Origin of the sequence: Allobosea sp. ASV33, from assembly GCF_016428755.1 — a bacterium.
Taxonomy (GTDB): Bacteria; Pseudomonadota; Alphaproteobacteria; order Rhizobiales; family Beijerinckiaceae; genus Allobosea.
Genome location: NZ_JAELTI010000006.1, coordinates 12,704 through 29,300, shown reverse-complemented (window position 1 = coordinate 29,300; position 16,597 = coordinate 12,704). Strand labels below are relative to the sequence as shown.

The window sequence follows — 16,597 nt, the reverse complement described above, 5'->3', positions numbered from 1 at the left end:
AGGGAGACCCGGGATCCATGCCGGAGCATTCCCGAAAAGGTTCAGGCATGGATCCCGGCTCTTCGCTGCGCTCCGGCCGGGATGACCTCGCGGGGAACGAAAAGCGGTCCGCTTACCCACGAAACTCCGAGATCGCCTCGACGAAGGCCTCGCCGTACTGCGCGAGCTTGCGTTCGCCGACGCCTTCGATCGCCCGCATCTCGTCCAGGCCCAGCGGCCGCTCGCGGGCCATCGCGATCAGCGTCCGGTCGGTGAAGATGATATAGGCCGCGACGCCTTCCTCGCGGGCGATCTGGAGCCTGAGCTTGCGCAGATGCTCGAACAGGCCGGCCGTGCCCTCGTCGAGCCCGTCGGCGCGGGCCGCATCGCGCTCGGTGCGGCGGGAGCGGCGTTCGGCGAAGGGATCGGCCCTGAGCGCGATCTCCTCGCGTCCGAACAGGATGTCTTCGCCCTTCGGCGTCAGCTTGAAACCGCCATGCTCGATGCTGGCCTCGGCCAGTGCGCCCGCCGCGAAGAGCTTGCGCGTCAGGCCCATCCAGGCGGCCTTGGGCTTGTCGGCGCCGACGCCGAAGGTCTTCAGGCCGTCATGGTTCTGGCGGCGGATGACCTCGGTCGTCGTCCCCGTGAGGATATCGGCGAGATGGCCGGCGCCGAAGCGCTCGCCCGAGCGGATGACCGCCGAGAGCAGTTTTCGCGCATCGAGCGTCGCATCCTGCAACGCGGGCGCCTCCGCACTACAGAGATCGCAGCGGAACGGTGCGTTGCCATGCCGGCAGGTCGGCGTTTCCTCCCCGAAATAGGCTAGCAAGGCGCTGCGCCGGCAGAGCGCGTTCTCGCAGAGATCGATCATTGCGTTGAGGCGCTTGTGCTCGATGCGCCGGCGCTCGTCGTCGATCGGCTTCTCGTCGATCTGACGGCGCCGGAGCGACATGTCGTCGACGCCGTAGAGGGTCAGCGTATCCGCCGGCAGCCCGTCGCGCCCGGCGCGGCCGATCTCCTGATAATAGCCCTCGATCGAGCCGGGCATATCGGCATGGACGACGAAGCGGACGTCGGGCTTGTTGATGCCCATGCCGAAGGCGATGGTGGCGCAGACGACGACGCCGTCCTCCTGCAGGAAGATGTCCTGGTTGCGGTTGCGCGTCTCCTGTTCGAGCCCGGCATGATAGGGCAGGGCATTCCAGCCCTTCTCGCTGAGCGCGGTGGCGAGGCGCTCGGTCTTGCTGCGCGATGAGCAGTAGACGATGCCGGAGCCATTGTGGTGCCGGCGCAGGAAATCGTCGATCTGCCGGCGCGGCTGCTCCTTCGGCGCGAAGGCGAGCTTCAGGTTCGGCCGGTCGAAGGAATGCACCACCATGTGCGGCGGCTGCGGGAAGAGCTGTTGGGCGATATCGGCCTGGGTTTGCCGGTCGGCAGTCGCGGTCAGGGCCGTTACCGGCACGCCGCCCAGCGCCTCGCGCGTCTTGGCGAGCAGGCGATATTCCGGGCGGAAATCATGGCCCCATTGCGAGACGCAATGCGCCTCGTCGATGGCGAGCCGGGTCACGCCGAGGCGCTTCAGGCGGCCGACCAGCCCTTCGCCGGCCAGCCGTTCCGGCGAGACGAAAAGCAGCCTGAGATCGCCGGAATTCAGTCTGTCCCAGGCCTGCGCCGCCTCTTCCTCCGTATTCATCGAGTTGAGCGAGGCGGCCGATACGCCGGCCCGCACGAGCTGCCCGACCTGGTCGCGCATCAGGGCGATCAGCGGCGAGACGACCAGCGTCAGCCCGCCCGCGACCAGCGCCGGCAACTGATAGCACATCGACTTGCCGGAGCCGGTCGGCATCACCGCGAAGACGTCTTCGCCATCGAGCGCGGCGGCGATCACCTCCCACTGGCCGGGGCGGAAATCGTCGTAGCCCCAGACGGATTTGAGGATCGCGCGGGCGTCTGATTCGCGGGATGGCGACATGGACAAGGGATGTGCCGCAGCCGGGCGCGCTTGGCCAGCCTTTCGAGGCCAAAGCCTGTGTCGATATCCCTCGGAACCACCACCGTCATCCCGGGCTTGCCCCGGGATCCATCGTAAGGCGCTGCGCTCTACGACGAACTCCCGATATCCGCGGAGTTTAACCTTGGGCCGATCGAAGATCGGACCCGAGGGCTCAGTCCGGGATGACGGCGTGAAGGCTGGATGGGCCTCAGACTTTGACGGCCAGCAGATGGATCGCGATCGCCAGAGCGAAAATCGCCGTGATGAGCTTGGACGGCCAGGGCCTGAGGTCGAACCAGATGAATTGCAGCGTCAGTCGCAGGCCCCAGAACGCGGCGCCCACCAGCGGCAAGACCGGATGCACGCCTCCCTGCCCGGCCAGCCAGATCAGGGTCGCGCCATAGGCCAGGAAGACGAAGATCAGCATCGCGTTCAGCGTCTGCGTGATCGCCGCGTTCAGGCTGCCGGAGGGGGCGAGCCGTTCCGGCCAGCCGAACAGCCGCCGGAACGCGGCGTGGAACAGCGCGAAGCCGAGATCGATGAGGCCGGCCGCCAGAGCCAAGCCGCTCAGCTCCGCGTCGCGATCGCGGCAGCGGCGCCCGCCATCACGCCGCCGGTCGTCCGGTTGATCCAGCGCATCGCGCGCGGGCTGGCGACAAGGCGCCGGGCCCGGTCTGCCGCATAGGCATAGGCCATCAGCGTGCCCGTGATGATCGGGGCGATCAGCGCGGCGACCTCGACGAAGGCCAGCATGCTCATCGCGTTGAGATCGATGACGAGCGGCAGGATCGACAGGAAGAACACCATGACCTTGGGATTGCCGAGCGTCAGCGCAATGCCGCCGAGGAACAGGCGCGCACCCTCGCCACGAGCGGCAGCGGAGGGCTTCGGTGCTTCGGCGGGCGCCGTCCAGGCCTTCCAGGCGAGATAGAGGAGATAGGCGCAGCCGGCATATTTGATCGCGACGAAGATGCCGTGAAAGCTCTGCATCAGCACGCTCAAGCCCAGCGCGCTCAGCGTGAACCAGACGAGATCGCCCGCGACGATGCCTGCGAGGAAGGGCAGCGAACGCCGGAAGCCCGAGGATAGCGAGCGCGCGACCAAAGCCGCGATGGCCGGGCCGGGCGAGGCGACGGCGAGGAAATACACGCCGGCGAACAGGGCAAGGCTGGAAATGTCCATGGAAAGCCTCCCAATGTCCAGCGATGCTGGTGCGCGCTCATTCGACACGAAACCACGCGGTCATCCCGGCCGAAGCGAAGCGTAGAGCCGGGATCCATGCCTGAGCTTTGGTCGGAAGCGCTCTGGCATGGATCCGGGGTCAAGCCCGGGATGACGGCGTATTTCTCGGCAAGATCAGCGGAGATTAGCAGGACCAGCGGCAGGCGTCCCATCGCAAGCCGTGGCCTGACCGATCAACCGAGCGGATCGATCCGCCCCGGCGTCACCGCGAAACGCTGCGCGCCGGCCGGCAGATCACCGAACAGGGCAGCGTCAGCCCCGGTCATCCAGACCTGGCAGCCGAGCCCGGTCAGCCCCTCGTAGAGCGCAGCGCGGCGGCGCGGATCGAGATGGGCGGCGATCTCGTCGAGCAGGACGAGCGGCGCAATCCCGCTCATCGCCGCGACAAGCCTGGCATGCGCCAGCACGAGCCCGATCAGCAGCGCCTTCTGCTCGCCGGTCGAGCCCTGTCCGGCCGGGATATCCTTCGGCCCGTGCCGCACCTCCAGATCGGAGGCCTGCGGCCCCGCGAGCGTGCGCCCGGCCGCCCGGTCGCGATGGCGGCTCTGGCGCAGCAGGTCGCGATAGGCGTCCTCGGCATCGACGGCCGGTAGGCGGGCGACGAGCGCGTCGATCTCGCCGGAAAGCGCGATATCGGCGAAGGGGAAGGGCGAGGCTTCGTCGCGCGTCTCGGCGATGATGGCGGAAAGCCGCGCCACGGTCTCGGCCCGCGCGGCAGCAACCGCGACACCGAGCTCGGCGACCTCGCGCTCGATCGCGTCGAGCCATTGGCCCTGCCCGGGGCTCTCTTCCAGGATGCGGTTGCGCGAGCGCAGCGCCCGCTCCAGCGCGTTCGAGCGCGTCGCGTGGCTCGGATCGATCGCCAGCACCAGCCGGTCGAGGAAGCGGCGGCGATCGCCGGCCGCGCCCCGGAACAGGCCGTCGAGATCCGGCGTCAGCCAGACCACGCGCAGATAGTCGCTGAAGGCCAGCGCCGAGCCGACATTCGTGCCGTCGATCCGGGCCAGCCGCGGCCGGCGCCCCTCTGCATCGAGTGCGCCCAGCCCGATGCCGAGCCGGCCCGCCTCATCGGCGAGCGTGATCGAGACGGCGAAGGAGCCGTCGCCGCCCTGACGCGCCATTGCCGTGATCTCGGCGCGGCGCAGGCCGCGCCCCGGCGTGAACAGCGAGAGCGCTTCGAGGATATTGGTCTTGCCGGCTCCGTTCTCGCCTGCGAGCGCAACGATTTGGCCCTCGACCGGGAGATCGAGGGCCTCGTAGGAACGGAAATCCTGCAGGATCAGGCGCGCAACGGCGGCCATGGAATGGGCAACTCCTCCGGGGCGATGCGACCCGGCTGCGTTATGGTCTTGGCGGAACCTCCCCGTCATTCCGGGGCGGGCCGAAGGCACGAGCCCGGAACCCAGAACCGATGCCCTCTGATAAAAAAGCTTGTTTCTCGCCGCCCTCTCCGCCAGTGCGGGCGGTTCTGGGTTCCGGACTCAAGCGCTGCGCGCTTGCCCCGGAATGACGGCGGAGATTCCGTCAGAGAACGACAAATGCGCCGGATCAGACGCGCATCGGCATCAGCACGTAGAGCGCGGAGGCCCCTTCGCGATCCTGGATCACGGTCGGCGAACCGGGATCGGCGAGCTTCAGCAGCGCGGTGTCGCCGTCGAGCTGGGCGGCGATATCCATCAGGTAGCGGGCGTTGAAGCCGATATCGAGCGGGCTCGCCTCGTAATCGACCTCGATCTCCTCGGTCGCCGAGCCCGAATCCGGGTTGGTGACCGAGAGCGTCATGCGCCCGTCCGCCATCGAGAGCTTCACGGCCCGGCCGCGCTCGGACGAGATCGTCGAGACGCGGTCGACCGACGCGGCGAAATCGCCCTTGTCGACGGTCAGGCGCTTGTCGTTGCCGCTCGGGATGACGCGCTGGTAATCGGGGAAGGTGCCGTCGATCAGCTTCGAGGTCAGCACGACACTGGCCGTGGCGACGCGGATCTTCGAGCCGGAGAGCTCGACAGCGACCTCGCTCTCGCCGTCTTCCAGCAGCTTCTGGATTTCGGAGACGGCCTTGCGCGGCACGATCACGCCGGGCATGCCGACCGAGCCCTTCGGGGCGGCGGTATCGACGCGGGCGAGGCGATGCCCGTCGGTCGCGACCGCACGCAGCACCGGGTGGCCATCGACATCGATGGTGTGGAGATAGATGCCGTTGAGATAATAGCGCGTCTCCTCGGTGGAGATCGCGAACTGGGTCTTGTCGATCAGGCGCTTCAATTCGCCGGCCGGCAGGACGAAGCGATGGGCCATCTCGCCCGCTGTGATATCCGGGAAATCGCTCTCGGGCAGCGTCTGGAGCTGGAAGCGCGAGCGGCCGGAGCGGAGCACGAGGCCGCTGTCGCCGGTGGTCTCCAGCGAGACCTGGGCGCCATCAGGCAATTTGCGGACGATGTCGTAGAGGGTGTGGGCCGGAACGGTCGTGGCGCCGGGCTCGGCTGCATCCGCAGGGATCGTCTCCACCACCTCGATATCGAGATCGGTCGCCTTCAGGCGCAGCCCGTTCTCGGAAGCACTGAGCAGCAGGTTCGACAGGATCGGGATCGTGTTGCGGCGCTCCACCACGCGATGGACGTGGCCAAGCGACTTGAGCATCGTGGAACGTTCGACCGTGACCTTCATGATTGTCTAGTCTTCTGGCGCTGGCCGCCCGCGCATCGCTGCGCGAGCCGAATGAGTGGCCGGCGACATTGCCGGACACCGGGCGGGGGCGCAAGGCCTGCCCGCTCCGGCAACCACAACCATTTGACGGCAGTGGCTAATGTCCGCGGATATCACTCCTGCAGCATGCGCTTCAGCAGGTCGACCTCGTCATGCAGCGAGCGGTCCTCGCTGATCGCCTTCTCGATCTTGCGCACGGCATGCAGCACCGTCGTATGGTCGCGCCCGCCGAAGCGGCGTCCGATCTCGGGCAGCGAGCGCGGCGTCAGCGCCTTCGACAGATACATCGCGATCTGGCGCGGCTTCACCACGGCTGCGGTGCGGCGCTCCGAGAGGATGTCGGCGCGGCTGACATTGTAGCGCGTCGCGACCAGCTTCTGGATGTCCTCGATCTTGACCCGGCGCGGTTCGCGGGTGCGGACGAGGTCGCGGATCGCGGCTTCCGCCGTCTCCAGCGTCACGAGTTGGCCCGACAGCGTCGCATGGGCGAGCAGGCGGTTGGCGGCGCCGTCCAGGTCGCGGCCATTGGTCGCGACGACGCGCGAGACATAGGCGATGACATCGGGGCTGACCTGGAAATTCGGATGGGCGGCTTGCAGCGCCTCCAGCCGGCTGGAGAGGATCGTGGCGCGCAGCGTCTCGTCGAGCTCGCCGACCTCGACCACCAGGCCGCCGCCGAGCCGCGAGCGGATGCGCTCGTCGAGCGCTTCCAGTTCGCCGGCGAGACGGTCGCCGGCGACGACGATCTGCTTGCCGGCATCGAGCAGCGCGTTGATCGTGTGGCCGAATTCCTGCTGGATCGACTTGCCCTGGATGAACTGCACGTCGTCGACGACGAGCAGGTCGATGCCGCGCAGCTTCTCCTTGAAGGCGAGCGCCGTCTGCGACTTCAGCGCCGCGACGAAGCCGTACATGAAGCGGTCGGCGGTGAAATAGGCGACGCGCTTGCCCTGCCGGCGCGCTTCCTGGGCGATCGCCTGCAGCAGATGCGTCTTGCCGAGGCCGACGCCGGCATGGAGATAGAGCGGGTTATACGGGCTCTGGCCGGCAGGCGCGGCGGCAATGCGCTCGGCCGCTGCGAAGGCGAGCTGGTTCGACTTGCCGACGACGAAGCTCTGGAAGCTCATGCGCCGGTCGAGCCCGGTGCCGCAGGCATCGACGAGTTCGCTCTCGCCGGCCTGGGGGGCGCTTGCGACGGCGGGGCGGCCGGTCTCGGCCGGGGCAGGGCTCGCCACCGTCGCGGGGCGGCTGCGCAGCGCCTCGATCTGCGGCTGGGCGGCCGGGTCGCGCGACACGGTCCGGACCGAGAGCATCACGCCGTTCGGCGCCGGCAGCTCGGCCATGCAGTTCACCCGCAGGCGCTCGGTATAATGCGCCTCGAGCCAGCTCTTGAGGAAGCGGGTGGGGACGGTGAGATAGGCCACGCCCTCGACGATGCCCGCGATCTCCAGCCGGCCGAACCAGCTCGAGAAGACATCCTCGCCAAGCTCGGCCCGCAGGCGCCGCCGCACGCGCTCCCACGCTTCCTGAATCGAAACCTCCCCGATCTGGACGGCGGCGGTCTCTTCCGCAGCGATCGTCACAACAACCGGCGCCGTCTCGACCATATCTCCGAAATCCTGCCGCTCGAACATCAATCGCCCCGTTCTTCAAAATCTACGCGCTCAGGGTTCGGCGGCCGCTTCCTGGCCTCCGTTCCCGCGCTGTTGTTCCGGTCAAAATGGTTCCTGTCCCGACGGGCGCATCGCGCCGCTTCGGGCCTCGGTTCCGGTTCTGCTGATTACGCTTGGAAGGCTCGCCGAAAGACGACGCCACCCTTCATCTCAATCAAGAAAGACAAAGGGTCACATCCTCCAACCTCCATGGTCGCGAGCCAAAACGCTGATCATCTCTGGAAATCCCGCGGCGGTCATTGCTGTCCGCCGGGCGATGAAAGGACCTTACAAGGCGCTCTCGGCGGGCTGCAACATCCCTTTCAGCCGGCTTCCGAGACTCGGGCCCGACGAGGCACTCCGATTGATGGGGATGTCTGCCGCAATTGGTTGGGGAACTTAAGATTTTCTTCATGCCCCCTTGCCGGTCTGCCGCCGAATCTTTTTTTGCGGCTCCCCGGAAAGCCTGCCGCAGAGTCGCCGCGATTCCGTCTTCCAAAATCCTTTGCCCGCTAACCTGATGAAAAATCACGTCTTTTTATGTGCGGTGGAGTCCGGTCGGGAGCCCGGTTTCGCGCCCTGAACGGTGCCTGAGAGTCAAGTCTGCAAGGCCGTGGAAAGCCTGCGAAAATCGCTTGAAATCGGCTTTGTCCTGTTCCTTGGAAGGCTGTGGCGAACGCGACACAGCGGCCATGAAGCCAACGAAAAAGCCCGGCCTTGCGGCCGGGCTTTCGGGTCGTCGAAACGATGTGATTTCAGGCTCAGGAAGCCAGGGCGCCGATCCGGTGCGCCAGGCGCGAGACCTTGCGCGAGGCGGTGTTCTTGTGAACCACGCCCTTCTGCGCGGCGCGCATGATTTCCGGCTGGGCGGCCTTCAGGGCCTCGGCGGCAACCGCCTTGTCCCCGGAAGCGATCGCCTCCTCGACCTTGCGCAGGAAGGTGCGCATCCGCGAACGGCGCGCCTTGTTGACCTCGGTGCGCCGCGCGATCTTGCGCGTAGCCTTCTTGGCCGACGTCGTATTGGCCATCGAAACGTCCTCGTCTCTTCATCGCGACCGGGCGCCTGGCGTCATTGCCGGCGGGGCTGGCCGCATCCTTGCTGGAAAAACGTGCGCGGCGGCCGAGCTTGCGCGGGCCGCCGCGAGTGGTGGGGCTATAATCGCTTGCCGGCGCTACGTCAACGCCGGAATTGCCGCAAGCCCGCCGAACTCACGCCGAGGGTGCGATGAAGCGGGCGAAACCCGCCAGATCGACATTGCCGCCGGAGAGGATGATGCCGACGCGCTTGCCTTCGACCGGCACGGCGCCGGTGAAGGCTGCCGCCGCGGCAAGGCACCCGGTCGGCTCGACCACGAGCTTCATGCGCTCGGCGAAGAAGCGCATCGCGTCGACGAGCGCGTCGTCGCTCACCGTGACGATGTCCTCGACCTCGCGCTGGATGATCGGGAAGGTCAGGTCGCCGAGAAAGGCGGTCTGGGCGCCGTCGGCAATCGTCTTGGGTACTCCGATCGCGACGATCTCGCCCTTGCGCAGCGATTGCTGGCCATCGTTGCCGGCCTCCGGCTCGACGCCGAAGACGCGGCAGCCCGGGTTCAGCGCCTTGGCGACAAGCGCCGCGCCGGCCAGAAGCCCGCCGCCGCCGAGCGGCACGAGCAGGATGTCGAGCGGGCCGGCATCCTCGATCAACTCCTTGGTCGCGGTGCCCTGGCCGGCGATGACGTCAGGATGATCGTAGGGCGGAATGATCGTCAGACCGCGCTCGGCCGAGAGCCTGTTGCCGATCTCGAGGCGGTTCTCGGTATAGCGGTCATAGCGCACGACCTCGCCGCCATAGCCCTCGGTCGCCGCGACCTTCGCGGCAGGAGCGTCGTTCGGCATGATGATCGTGGTCGGCACGCCCAGGAGCTGGCCGGCATAGGCGATGGCCTGGGCATGGTTGCCGGAGGAATAGGTGACGACGCCGGCCTTCTTCTGCTCGGGCGAGAGCGAGGCGATCGCGTTATAGCCGCCGCGGAACTTGAAGGCGCCCATGCGCTGCAGGTTCTCGGGCTTGAAGACGAGGCTGGCTTGCGTCCGCCGGTTGGCGGTGGCGGAGCTCATCGCCGGCGTGTGATGGGCGATGCCTTTGAGCCTTCCGGCCGCGGCCTCGACATCGGCATAGGTCGGGAGGGACGGTCCGGTCTGGGCGTTCATCGCGGGAAATCCTGCTGGCGAAAGACGGGAGCTATCTGCCAGCAGGAGCGTCGGTTCATCAAGGCGGCGGCGCTCGACGCCGCCATGCGGCAGGCGATGGCCGGCGGCTCAGCTGTTCTTGAAATCGGGCTTCCGCTTCTCGGCGAAGGCGGACATCCCCTCCTTCTGGTCGGCGGTGGCGAAGAGCGAGGAGAAGATGCGGCGCTCGAAGCGCAACCCCTCCTGAAGGGCTAGCTCGAAAGCGCGCTCGACCGATTCCTTCGCCATCAGCAGGGAAGGCAGCGATTTCGCCGCGATCGCCTCGGCCGCCTTCAGCGCCTCGCCCATGAGATCGGCCAGAGGAACGACGCGCGCGACGAGGCCGGAGCGTTCGGCTTCCTCGGCATTCATCATCCGGCCGGTGAGGATCAGGTCCATCGCCTTGGCCTTGCCGACCGCCTTGGTCAGGCGCTGAGTGCCGCCGGCACCGGGAATGACACCGAGATTGATTTCGGGCTGGCCGAACCGGGCATTGTCGGCGGCGATGATGAAGTCGCACATCATGGCGAGTTCGCAGCCGCCGCCGAGCGCGAAGCCCGCAACCGCCGCGATGATCGGCTTCTTGCGCCGGCCGATCCGGTCCCAGTCCTCGAACTTGTCGTCGAGATAGGTGCCCGGGAAGGTGCGGCCATGCATCTCCTTGATGTCGGCGCCGGCGGCGAAGGCCTTCTCGGAGCCGGTCATGACGATGCAGCCGATGCCGCCGTCGCGCTCGAAACCGTCGAGCGCCTGGTTGATCTCGCCGATGAGCTGGCCGTTCAGCGCGTTCAGCGCCTGCGGGCGGTTGAGCGTGATCAGCCCGACCTTGCCCTTCGTCTCGACGAGAATGGTCTCATAAGCCATGGCGGCCTCCCGGATGGTTCTATCCCGAAAGCTTTAGCGGGCGTCAGCAGGTCAAGTCCACGGGCAGGAGCGGCAATGCGAAATGCGCAAAGATCATCAGAAGCGGGAGAACGCAGGGATCCGGCGGGTGCCCCCGCGCGTATTCCTATGGAAGCGCGGCAAGACCGGCCGCTGGTCCAGTGGGAGGCCGACATGAAATCCATCCTGCTCGCTGCCGTCGCGGCCCTTACGCTCGCCGGCTGTGCCGGAACCGCGATGACCGGTGCGGACAAGGCGCCCGAACCGCGCAAGCGGATCGATGTCGCGCGCTTCTATACCGGCACTTGGCGCGAGATCGCACGCCGCCCCATGACGATCACGGATGGCTGCGTGGCCGGTGCGACCGAATACGGGCCGGATCGCAAGGGTGGCATTCAGGTGCTCGATTCCTGCCGCATGGGCAGCCCGCAGGGCGAGCTCAAGACGGTCGGTGGGCCCGGCACGATCCTTGACCCCGGTTTCAACGCCAAGCTGCGTGTGGACTACAAGCTCTACGGCTTCGTGCCCGTGCAGCGCGACTACTGGGTTCTGGACCGCGCCGACGACTATAGCTGGTTCATCTCGGCCGATCCGACGCTGCGCGATCTCTATATCTTCACGCGCGATCCGCAGATCGGTGCCGCCCAGCGCAAGCGGCTGGTCGCGCGCGCGGCTGCGCTCGGCTACGACGTCACGAAGCTCGAATTCCCCGAGCAGCCACGTCGTTGAGGCGCTAGGGGCGCTTGGCTGGCTGGCAGCTCTCGCAATAAAACGTCGAGCGTCCCGACTGCACCAGCCGCTTCACCAGATTCCCGCAGTCCGGCGTGACGCAGACCTCGCCCTCGCGGTCATAGACCTTGAAGCGGTGCTGGAAATAACCGAGCGAGCCGTCGGCATGGGCGAAGTCGCGGAGCGTCGAGCCCCCCGCCGCGACCGCCTCCTCCAGCACCTCGCGGATGATGCGGGCGAGCTCATGCGCTTTCTCGCGCGGCCGGCCGGTCGGCGTCGCGATCGTCCCGGCCTCCGCCTCCGGATGGAGCCCGGCCCGGAACAGCGCCTCGCAGACATAGATATTGCCGAGGCCCGCCACGAGCCGCTGGTCGAGCAGAGCGGCCTTGAGCGGCGCGAACTTGCCTGCGAAGAGCTTCGCCAGCATCTCGCCGGAGAGTTCGTTGCCGAGCGGCTCGATGCCCATGCCCGCAAAATGCTTCGACGTGGCCAGCTCGGCGCGCGGGACGAGATCCATGAAGCCGAAGCGGCGCACATCATTATAAGTGATGCGCGCGCCGGTCCCCATCTCGAACACGACATGGTCGTGGATCAGGTGCCGGCCGATCTCATTGTAATAGGCGCCGGGCTCGGTCGGCGGCGTTCCGGGCGCCTCGACGATGAAGCGCCCGCTCATGCCCAGATGCATCACGAGCGCCTCGCCGTCGTCGAGATCGGCGATCAGGTATTTCGCCCGCCGCGACAGGGCCTCGATGCGCCGGCCGGTCAGGCGCTCGGTGAAGCGCTCCGGCAGGGGAAAGCGCAGGTTCGGCCGGCGGAGTTCGACGCGCTGGAAGCGCTCGCCCAGCATGGCCGGCTCCAGCCCGCGCCGGACAGTTTCGACCTCGGGTAGCTCCGGCATATCAGCGACCTCACATAAAGCCTGCGTCGAGAGGGCCCGCGACAAGCCCGCCGCCTTTGGCTATTGATCGGCTCAGGCGAATACAAGACAGATTTGCACAAGGCCGGCCCGACCGTGACAGCAGCTTCCGACACCACCCATTTCGGCTTCGAGACGGTGAAGCTCGCCGAGAAGCAGGCGAAGGTCGACGACGTCTTCCACAAGGTCGCCAACCGCTACGACCTGATGAACGACCTGATGTCGGGCGGCCTGCACCGGGTCTGGAAGAGCGCGCTCCTGACCGCGATCAATCCGGCCAAGGACCGCCCCTTCCACCATCTCGACGTGGCCGGCGGCACCGGCGACGTCGCCTTCTCGGTGCTGGAGGCCGGTGGCCCTGAGACCGACGTCACCGTGCTCGACATCAACGCGGACATGCTGCGCGTCGGGCGCGAGCGCGCCGACAAGCGCTTCCCCGACAATGATCGCATCCGCTTCGTCCAGGGCAATGCCGAGGAACTCGGGCTGCCGGACAACCATTTCGACTGCTACACCATCGCCTTCGGCATCCGGAACGTGCCGCGCATCGACAAGGCGCTGGCCGAGGCCTATCGCGTGCTGAAGCGCGGCGGGCGCTTCCTCTGTCTCGAATTCAGCCATGTCGACGTGCCGCTGCTCGACAAGATCTACGAGACCTATTCCTTCAAGGTCATCCCGCCGATGGGCCGCATGGTCACCGGCGAGGCCGAGCCCTACCAGTACCTCGTCGAGTCGATCCGCAAGTTCCCGAAGCCGCAGGCCTTCGCCAACATGATCGAGGATGCCGGGTTCCGCCGCGCGAAATTCACGCCGATGACCGGCGGCGTCGTGGCGCTGCATTCCGGCTGGAAGCTGTGATGGGTTGTCCCGCGTCATGCTCGGGCTTGACCCGAGCATCTCTCGAAGGGAGCCTTTTCCGGCATGAGATGGTCGGGTCAGGCCCGACCATGACGGCTGGAACCGCATGATCTCCTCCTTCTTCCACTTGGCTCGCGGCGCGCGCGTCGGCTTCGTGCTGGCGCGCGAGGGCGCGCTCGCGCTTGTCGACCCCTCCGTGCTGCCGCCGCTGGCGCGCGGCATGATCCGCATCGGCCGCCTGATCGAGAGGCGCGGCGCCGGCTCCTCCGCGACGCGGCTCGCGGCGGCGATGACTCGGCTCGGCCCGTCCTATGTGAAGTTCGGCCAGTTCCTGGCGACGCGGCCCGATGTCGTCGGCATGAAGATCGCCGAAGACCTCTCGGCCCTGCAGGACCGGATGCCGGCCTTTCCGATGGCGGAAGCCCGCGCCATCGTCGAAGCCGCGCATGGCGTGAAGCTGGAGACGCTGTTCCCGGAATTCAGCGAGCCGGTCGCGGCCGCCTCGATCGCGCAGGTCCATCGCGCCCGATTGAAGGACGGCCGCGAGGTCGCGGTCAAAATCCTGCGTCCGGGCATCCGCGACCGCTTCAACCGCGATCTCGCCGCGATGCGCTTTGGCGCGGAGATGGCCGAGCAACGCTCCGCCGAAGCGCAACGCCTGCGTTTTACCGGCGTGGTCGAGACTCTGGCCCGCTCGGTCGCGATGGAGATGGACCTCAGGCTGGAAGCCGCCGCCCTTTCCGAATTCGCGGAGAATACCAAGGGCGATACCGATTTCCGCGTGCCGGAGCCGGATTGGCAGCTCACGGCCCGCGAGATGCTGGTCGACGAATGGATCGACGGCGTCCGCCTCTCCGATGTCGAGGGCTTGCGCGCGGCCGGCCATGACCTGCCGGAACTGGCGCGCAACATCATCCAGTCCTTCCTGAAGCATGCGATCCGCGACGGCTTCTTTCATGCCGACATGCATCCCGGAAACCTCTTCGTCGATGCGCAAGGGCGCCTCGTCGCGGTCGATGGCGGCATCATGGGCCGGCTCGGCTTGAAGGAGCGGCGCTTCCTCGCCGAGATCCTGCTCGGCTTCATCACCCGCGACTACACCCGCGTCGCGCAGGTGCATTTCGAGGCGGGCTATGTCCCGGCCCATCACGACGTCGCAGATTTTGCCCAGGCGATCCGCGCCGTCGGCGAGCCGATCCACGACAAGCGCGCCGACCAGATCTCGATGGCCAAGGTCCTGACCCTGCTCTTCGAGATCACCGGCATGTTCGACATGGCGACCCGCACCGAGCTGGTCATGCTCCAGAAGACCATGGTCGTGGTCGAGGGCGTCGCCCGCACGCTCGATCCGCATCTGGACATGTGGGGCACGGCCGATCCGGTGGTGCGGAGCTGGATCACCCACAACCTCGGCCCGATCGGGCGGTTGGAGGAGGCCGGGCGCGGCGCCCGCTCCCTGCTCGGCTCGCTCGCGGCCTTGCCGGAGACGGTCGTCCGCGCTGAGCGCGTGCTCGGCCAGCTCGAGGACGCCTCCCGCCACGGTTTCTCGCTCGACGAACGCAGCGTCGAGGCGATCGGCCGCGCCGAAGCCCGGCGCAACCGCTGGGGCAACATCGCGCTTTGGGTGATCGCGGGGTTGCTGGCTTACGGCGTCTTCGGCTGAGGCTGCCTTCGCTGGAAACACGCCGTCATTCCGGGGCGCCGCATAGCGGCGAGCCTGGAATCCAGAACCGATGCCGGGATTCGGGAACGAGGACAGGTCAGTGCGCTGGCGACAAAGCGCATCGGCTCTGGGTTCCGGGCTCATTGCTTCGCAATGCCCCGGAATGACGGCGCGGCATCCTGCGCTTCTTACCGGAACGGCGGCTCGTCGAAGCTCCTCAGCTTGCGCGAATGGATTGCCGAGCCTGCCTCCTTCAGCTTCTCCAGCGCGTCGAGCCCGATGCGCAGGTGCTCGCCGACGGCGCGCTCGTAGAAGGCGTTGGCGGCGCCGGGCAGCTTGATCTCGCCATGCAGCGGCTTGTCGGAGACGCAGAGCAGCGTGCCGTAGGGCACCCTGAGCCGATAGCCTTGAGCCGCGATCGTGCCCGATTCCATGTCGACCGCGATGGCGCGCGAGAGGTTGATGCGCCGCCGCTCCTTGGTCCATTGCAATTCCCAGTTGCGGTCGTCCTGGGTCACGACGGTGCCGGTGCGCAGGCGCTGCTTCAGCCGGTCGCCCTTCTCGCCGGTGATGTCGGCGGCTGCCTGCTGGAGCGCGACCTGCACCTCCGCCAGCGCGGGAATCGGGATATCCGGCGGCACGAGATCGTCGAGGATGCGGTCCTGCCGGAGATAGGCATGGGCCAGCACATAGTCGCCGATGATCTGCGTCTGGCGCAGGCCCCCGCAATGGCCGACCATCAGCCAGCAATTCGGCCGGAGCACCGCGAGATGGTCGGTGATGTTCTTCGCGTTGGAGGGGCCGACGCCGATATTGACCAGCGTCACGCCCTCGCCGCCGGTCCGGATCAGGTGATAGGCCGGCATCTGGAAGCGATGCCAGGGCGCCGACATCACGCGTTCGGCGGCCGAAACGTCGATGCCGTCCTTGTCGATGCGGATGCCGCCTGGCGCGACCAGCGCCTCGGCCGTGCCGGCCTCGATCTCGGCCAAGCCCAGCCGGACGAACTGGTCGACATAGCGGTGATAGTTGGTCAATAGCACCCAGGGCTGCACCGCCCGCCAGTCGGTGCCGGTGTAATGCACCAGCCGCCGCAGCGAATAGTCGACCCGGACGGCGTCGAAGAGCGAGAGCGGGCGCGGCTCGCCCTCGATCAGGTCGTAGGTGCCATCCGCGATCTCGTCGCCGACCAGCGCGAGCAGCGGCGTCGGGAAATAGCGCGCGAGCTCGGCGGCGGTGATCTTGCCGCGCCCCAATTCGTCGCCGCCTTCAAGCGCGTAGGGGTAGGGGATTTCCTGCGTGCTGACGCCGGTCTCGATCATCGCGCCATATTCGGCGACGAGCGGCCTGAGCTGGTCGAGCAGATAGGCGCGGAACTCGGCCGGCTGCGTCACCGTGGTCGAGTAGATGCCGGGCACCGCGAATTTCGCGTAGCCGCGCCGCGTCGCCTCCGGCAGCTTCGAAGGCTCGTAGGTCACGCGCAGCATCGGGTAGCGATAGCGCTCGCGGTCATCCGCGGTCGGGGCCTCGCCGGTCTCGAAGAAGCGCTGCAGATCGCTGCGCAGCGCCGAGCGCGCCTCGTCATAGAGCCGTTCGAGCCGGTCCACGGCGGCTTCCGGTGTCCCTGCGGTCTCGAAGCTCATGAACCCTCCTCGTCTTGTACTCGGTTCTAGCCGCGTGTCCGCGCTCCTGACAACAACCGGCGGTGGCCCGCGCCAGCTTGTCGCGAGCCTGGTTGACAGGCAGGAGGAACGCGATTAGTAAAC

The 16,597-nt window shown here is 67.3% G+C and carries 14 protein-coding genes; 3 read left to right on the top strand and 11 right to left on the bottom strand.

The window, feature by feature from the left end:
- Window positions 1-112: 112 nt before the first annotated feature.
- From recQ to JHD80_RS03205, 9 genes are all read right to left on the bottom strand, one after another.
- Window positions 113-1,951, bottom strand: coding sequence for a DNA helicase RecQ (gene recQ / locus JHD80_RS03245; RefSeq protein ID WP_199084940.1), 1,839 nt, complete (start codon window positions 1,949-1,951; stop codon window positions 113-115).
- 229 nt (window positions 1,952-2,180) lie between these two features.
- The gene (locus tag JHD80_RS03240; RefSeq protein WP_199084939.1) at window positions 2,181-2,534 is read right to left on the bottom strand and encodes a hypothetical protein; all 354 of its coding nucleotides are present in this window, start codon (window positions 2,532-2,534) and stop codon (window positions 2,181-2,183) included.
- 5 nt (window positions 2,535-2,539) lie between these two features.
- The gene (locus JHD80_RS03235; protein WP_199084938.1) at window positions 2,540-3,154 is read right to left on the bottom strand and encodes a LysE family translocator; all 615 of its coding nucleotides are present in this window, start codon (window positions 3,152-3,154) and stop codon (window positions 2,540-2,542) included.
- A gap of 233 nt (window positions 3,155-3,387) precedes the next feature.
- Window positions 3,388-4,515: a DNA replication/repair protein RecF gene (gene recF, locus JHD80_RS03230; protein ID WP_199084937.1), complete on the bottom strand. Its 1,128-nt coding sequence runs from the start codon at window positions 4,513-4,515 to the stop codon at window positions 3,388-3,390.
- Window positions 4,516-4,762: 247 nt separating this feature from the next.
- Window positions 4,763-5,878 carry a DNA polymerase III subunit beta gene (dnaN, locus tag JHD80_RS03225; protein WP_199084936.1) on the bottom strand — a complete coding sequence of 372 codons (1,116 nt, stop codon included), beginning with the start codon at window positions 5,876-5,878 and terminating at the stop codon, window positions 4,763-4,765.
- 152 nt (window positions 5,879-6,030) lie between these two features.
- Window positions 6,031-7,524 (bottom strand): chromosomal replication initiator protein DnaA, encoded by a 1,494-nt coding sequence (gene dnaA / locus JHD80_RS03220; protein ID WP_199084935.1) that lies wholly within the window; start codon window positions 7,522-7,524, stop codon window positions 6,031-6,033.
- A gap of 806 nt (window positions 7,525-8,330) precedes the next feature.
- A complete protein-coding gene (rpsT, locus tag JHD80_RS03215) occupies window positions 8,331-8,597 on the bottom strand; it encodes a 30S ribosomal protein S20 (RefSeq protein ID WP_047581773.1) in 267 nt (88 codons plus the stop codon).
- A gap of 181 nt (window positions 8,598-8,778) precedes the next feature.
- Entirely contained in the window at window positions 8,779-9,762 is a 984-nt protein-coding gene (locus JHD80_RS03210) for a threo-3-hydroxy-L-aspartate ammonia-lyase (RefSeq protein WP_199084934.1), read from the bottom strand.
- Window positions 9,763-9,870: 108 nt separating this feature from the next.
- Window positions 9,871-10,644, bottom strand: coding sequence for an enoyl-CoA hydratase (locus JHD80_RS03205; RefSeq protein WP_199084933.1), 774 nt, complete (start codon window positions 10,642-10,644; stop codon window positions 9,871-9,873).
- Between the two features lie 192 nt (window positions 10,645-10,836).
- On the opposite strand from JHD80_RS03205, the gene JHD80_RS03200 reads away from it, so the two are divergent.
- Window positions 10,837-11,391, top strand: coding sequence for a lipocalin family protein (locus JHD80_RS03200; RefSeq protein ID WP_248311365.1), 555 nt, complete (start codon window positions 10,837-10,839; stop codon window positions 11,389-11,391).
- Window positions 11,392-11,395: 4 nt separating this feature from the next.
- Here the strand turns inward: JHD80_RS03200 and mutM are convergent, their stop codons facing one another.
- Window positions 11,396-12,292: a bifunctional DNA-formamidopyrimidine glycosylase/DNA-(apurinic or apyrimidinic site) lyase gene (gene mutM, locus JHD80_RS03195; RefSeq protein WP_199084932.1), complete on the bottom strand. Its 897-nt coding sequence runs from the start codon at window positions 12,290-12,292 to the stop codon at window positions 11,396-11,398.
- A gap of 114 nt (window positions 12,293-12,406) precedes the next feature.
- Between mutM and ubiE the strand changes: the two genes are divergently transcribed.
- Complete coding sequence (ubiE, locus tag JHD80_RS03190; RefSeq protein WP_199084931.1) at window positions 12,407-13,168, top strand: bifunctional demethylmenaquinone methyltransferase/2-methoxy-6-polyprenyl-1,4-benzoquinol methylase UbiE; 762 nt, start codon at window positions 12,407-12,409, stop codon at window positions 13,166-13,168.
- A 106-nt stretch (window positions 13,169-13,274) separates the two neighbouring features.
- Window positions 13,275-14,831, top strand: coding sequence for a 2-polyprenylphenol 6-hydroxylase (ubiB, locus tag JHD80_RS03185; RefSeq protein WP_199084930.1), 1,557 nt, complete (start codon window positions 13,275-13,277; stop codon window positions 14,829-14,831).
- Between the two features lie 188 nt (window positions 14,832-15,019).
- On the opposite strand, the gene JHD80_RS03180 is transcribed toward ubiB, so the two are convergent.
- A complete protein-coding gene (locus JHD80_RS03180; RefSeq protein WP_199084929.1) occupies window positions 15,020-16,474 on the bottom strand; it encodes an AMP nucleosidase in 1,455 nt (484 codons plus the stop codon).
- Window positions 16,475-16,597: the final 123 nt, after the last annotated feature.

Excerpts from the sequence above, each read along its gene's own strand:
- recQ (WP_199084940.1), bottom strand. The coding sequence starts at position 1,951 with ATGTCGCCATCCCGCGAATCAGACGCCCGCGCGATCCTCAAATCCGTC.
- JHD80_RS03235 (WP_199084938.1), bottom strand. The coding sequence starts at position 3,154 with ATGGACATTTCCAGCCTTGCCCTGTTCGCCGGCGTGTATTTCCTCGCC.
- recF (WP_199084937.1), bottom strand. The coding sequence starts at position 4,515 with ATGGCCGCCGTTGCGCGCCTGATCCTGCAGGATTTCCGTTCCTACGAG.
- dnaN (WP_199084936.1), bottom strand. The coding sequence starts at position 5,878 with ATGAAGGTCACGGTCGAACGTTCCACGATGCTCAAGTCGCTTGGCCAC.
- dnaA (WP_199084935.1), bottom strand. The coding sequence starts at position 7,524 with ATGGTCGAGACGGCGCCGGTTGTTGTGACGATCGCTGCGGAAGAGACC.
- rpsT (WP_047581773.1), bottom strand. The coding sequence starts at position 8,597 with ATGGCCAATACGACGTCGGCCAAGAAGGCTACGCGCAAGATCGCGCGG.
- JHD80_RS03210 (WP_199084934.1), bottom strand. The coding sequence starts at position 9,762 with ATGAACGCCCAGACCGGACCGTCCCTCCCGACCTATGCCGATGTCGAG.
- JHD80_RS03205 (WP_199084933.1), bottom strand. The coding sequence starts at position 10,644 with ATGGCTTATGAGACCATTCTCGTCGAGACGAAGGGCAAGGTCGGGCTG.
- JHD80_RS03200 (WP_248311365.1), top strand. The coding sequence starts at position 10,837 with ATGAAATCCATCCTGCTCGCTGCCGTCGCGGCCCTTACGCTCGCCGGC.
- mutM (WP_199084932.1), bottom strand. The coding sequence starts at position 12,292 with ATGCCGGAGCTACCCGAGGTCGAAACTGTCCGGCGCGGGCTGGAGCCG.
- ubiB (WP_199084930.1), top strand. The coding sequence starts at position 13,275 with ATGATCTCCTCCTTCTTCCACTTGGCTCGCGGCGCGCGCGTCGGCTTC.
- JHD80_RS03180 (WP_199084929.1), bottom strand. The coding sequence starts at position 16,474 with ATGAGCTTCGAGACCGCAGGGACACCGGAAGCCGCCGTGGACCGGCTC.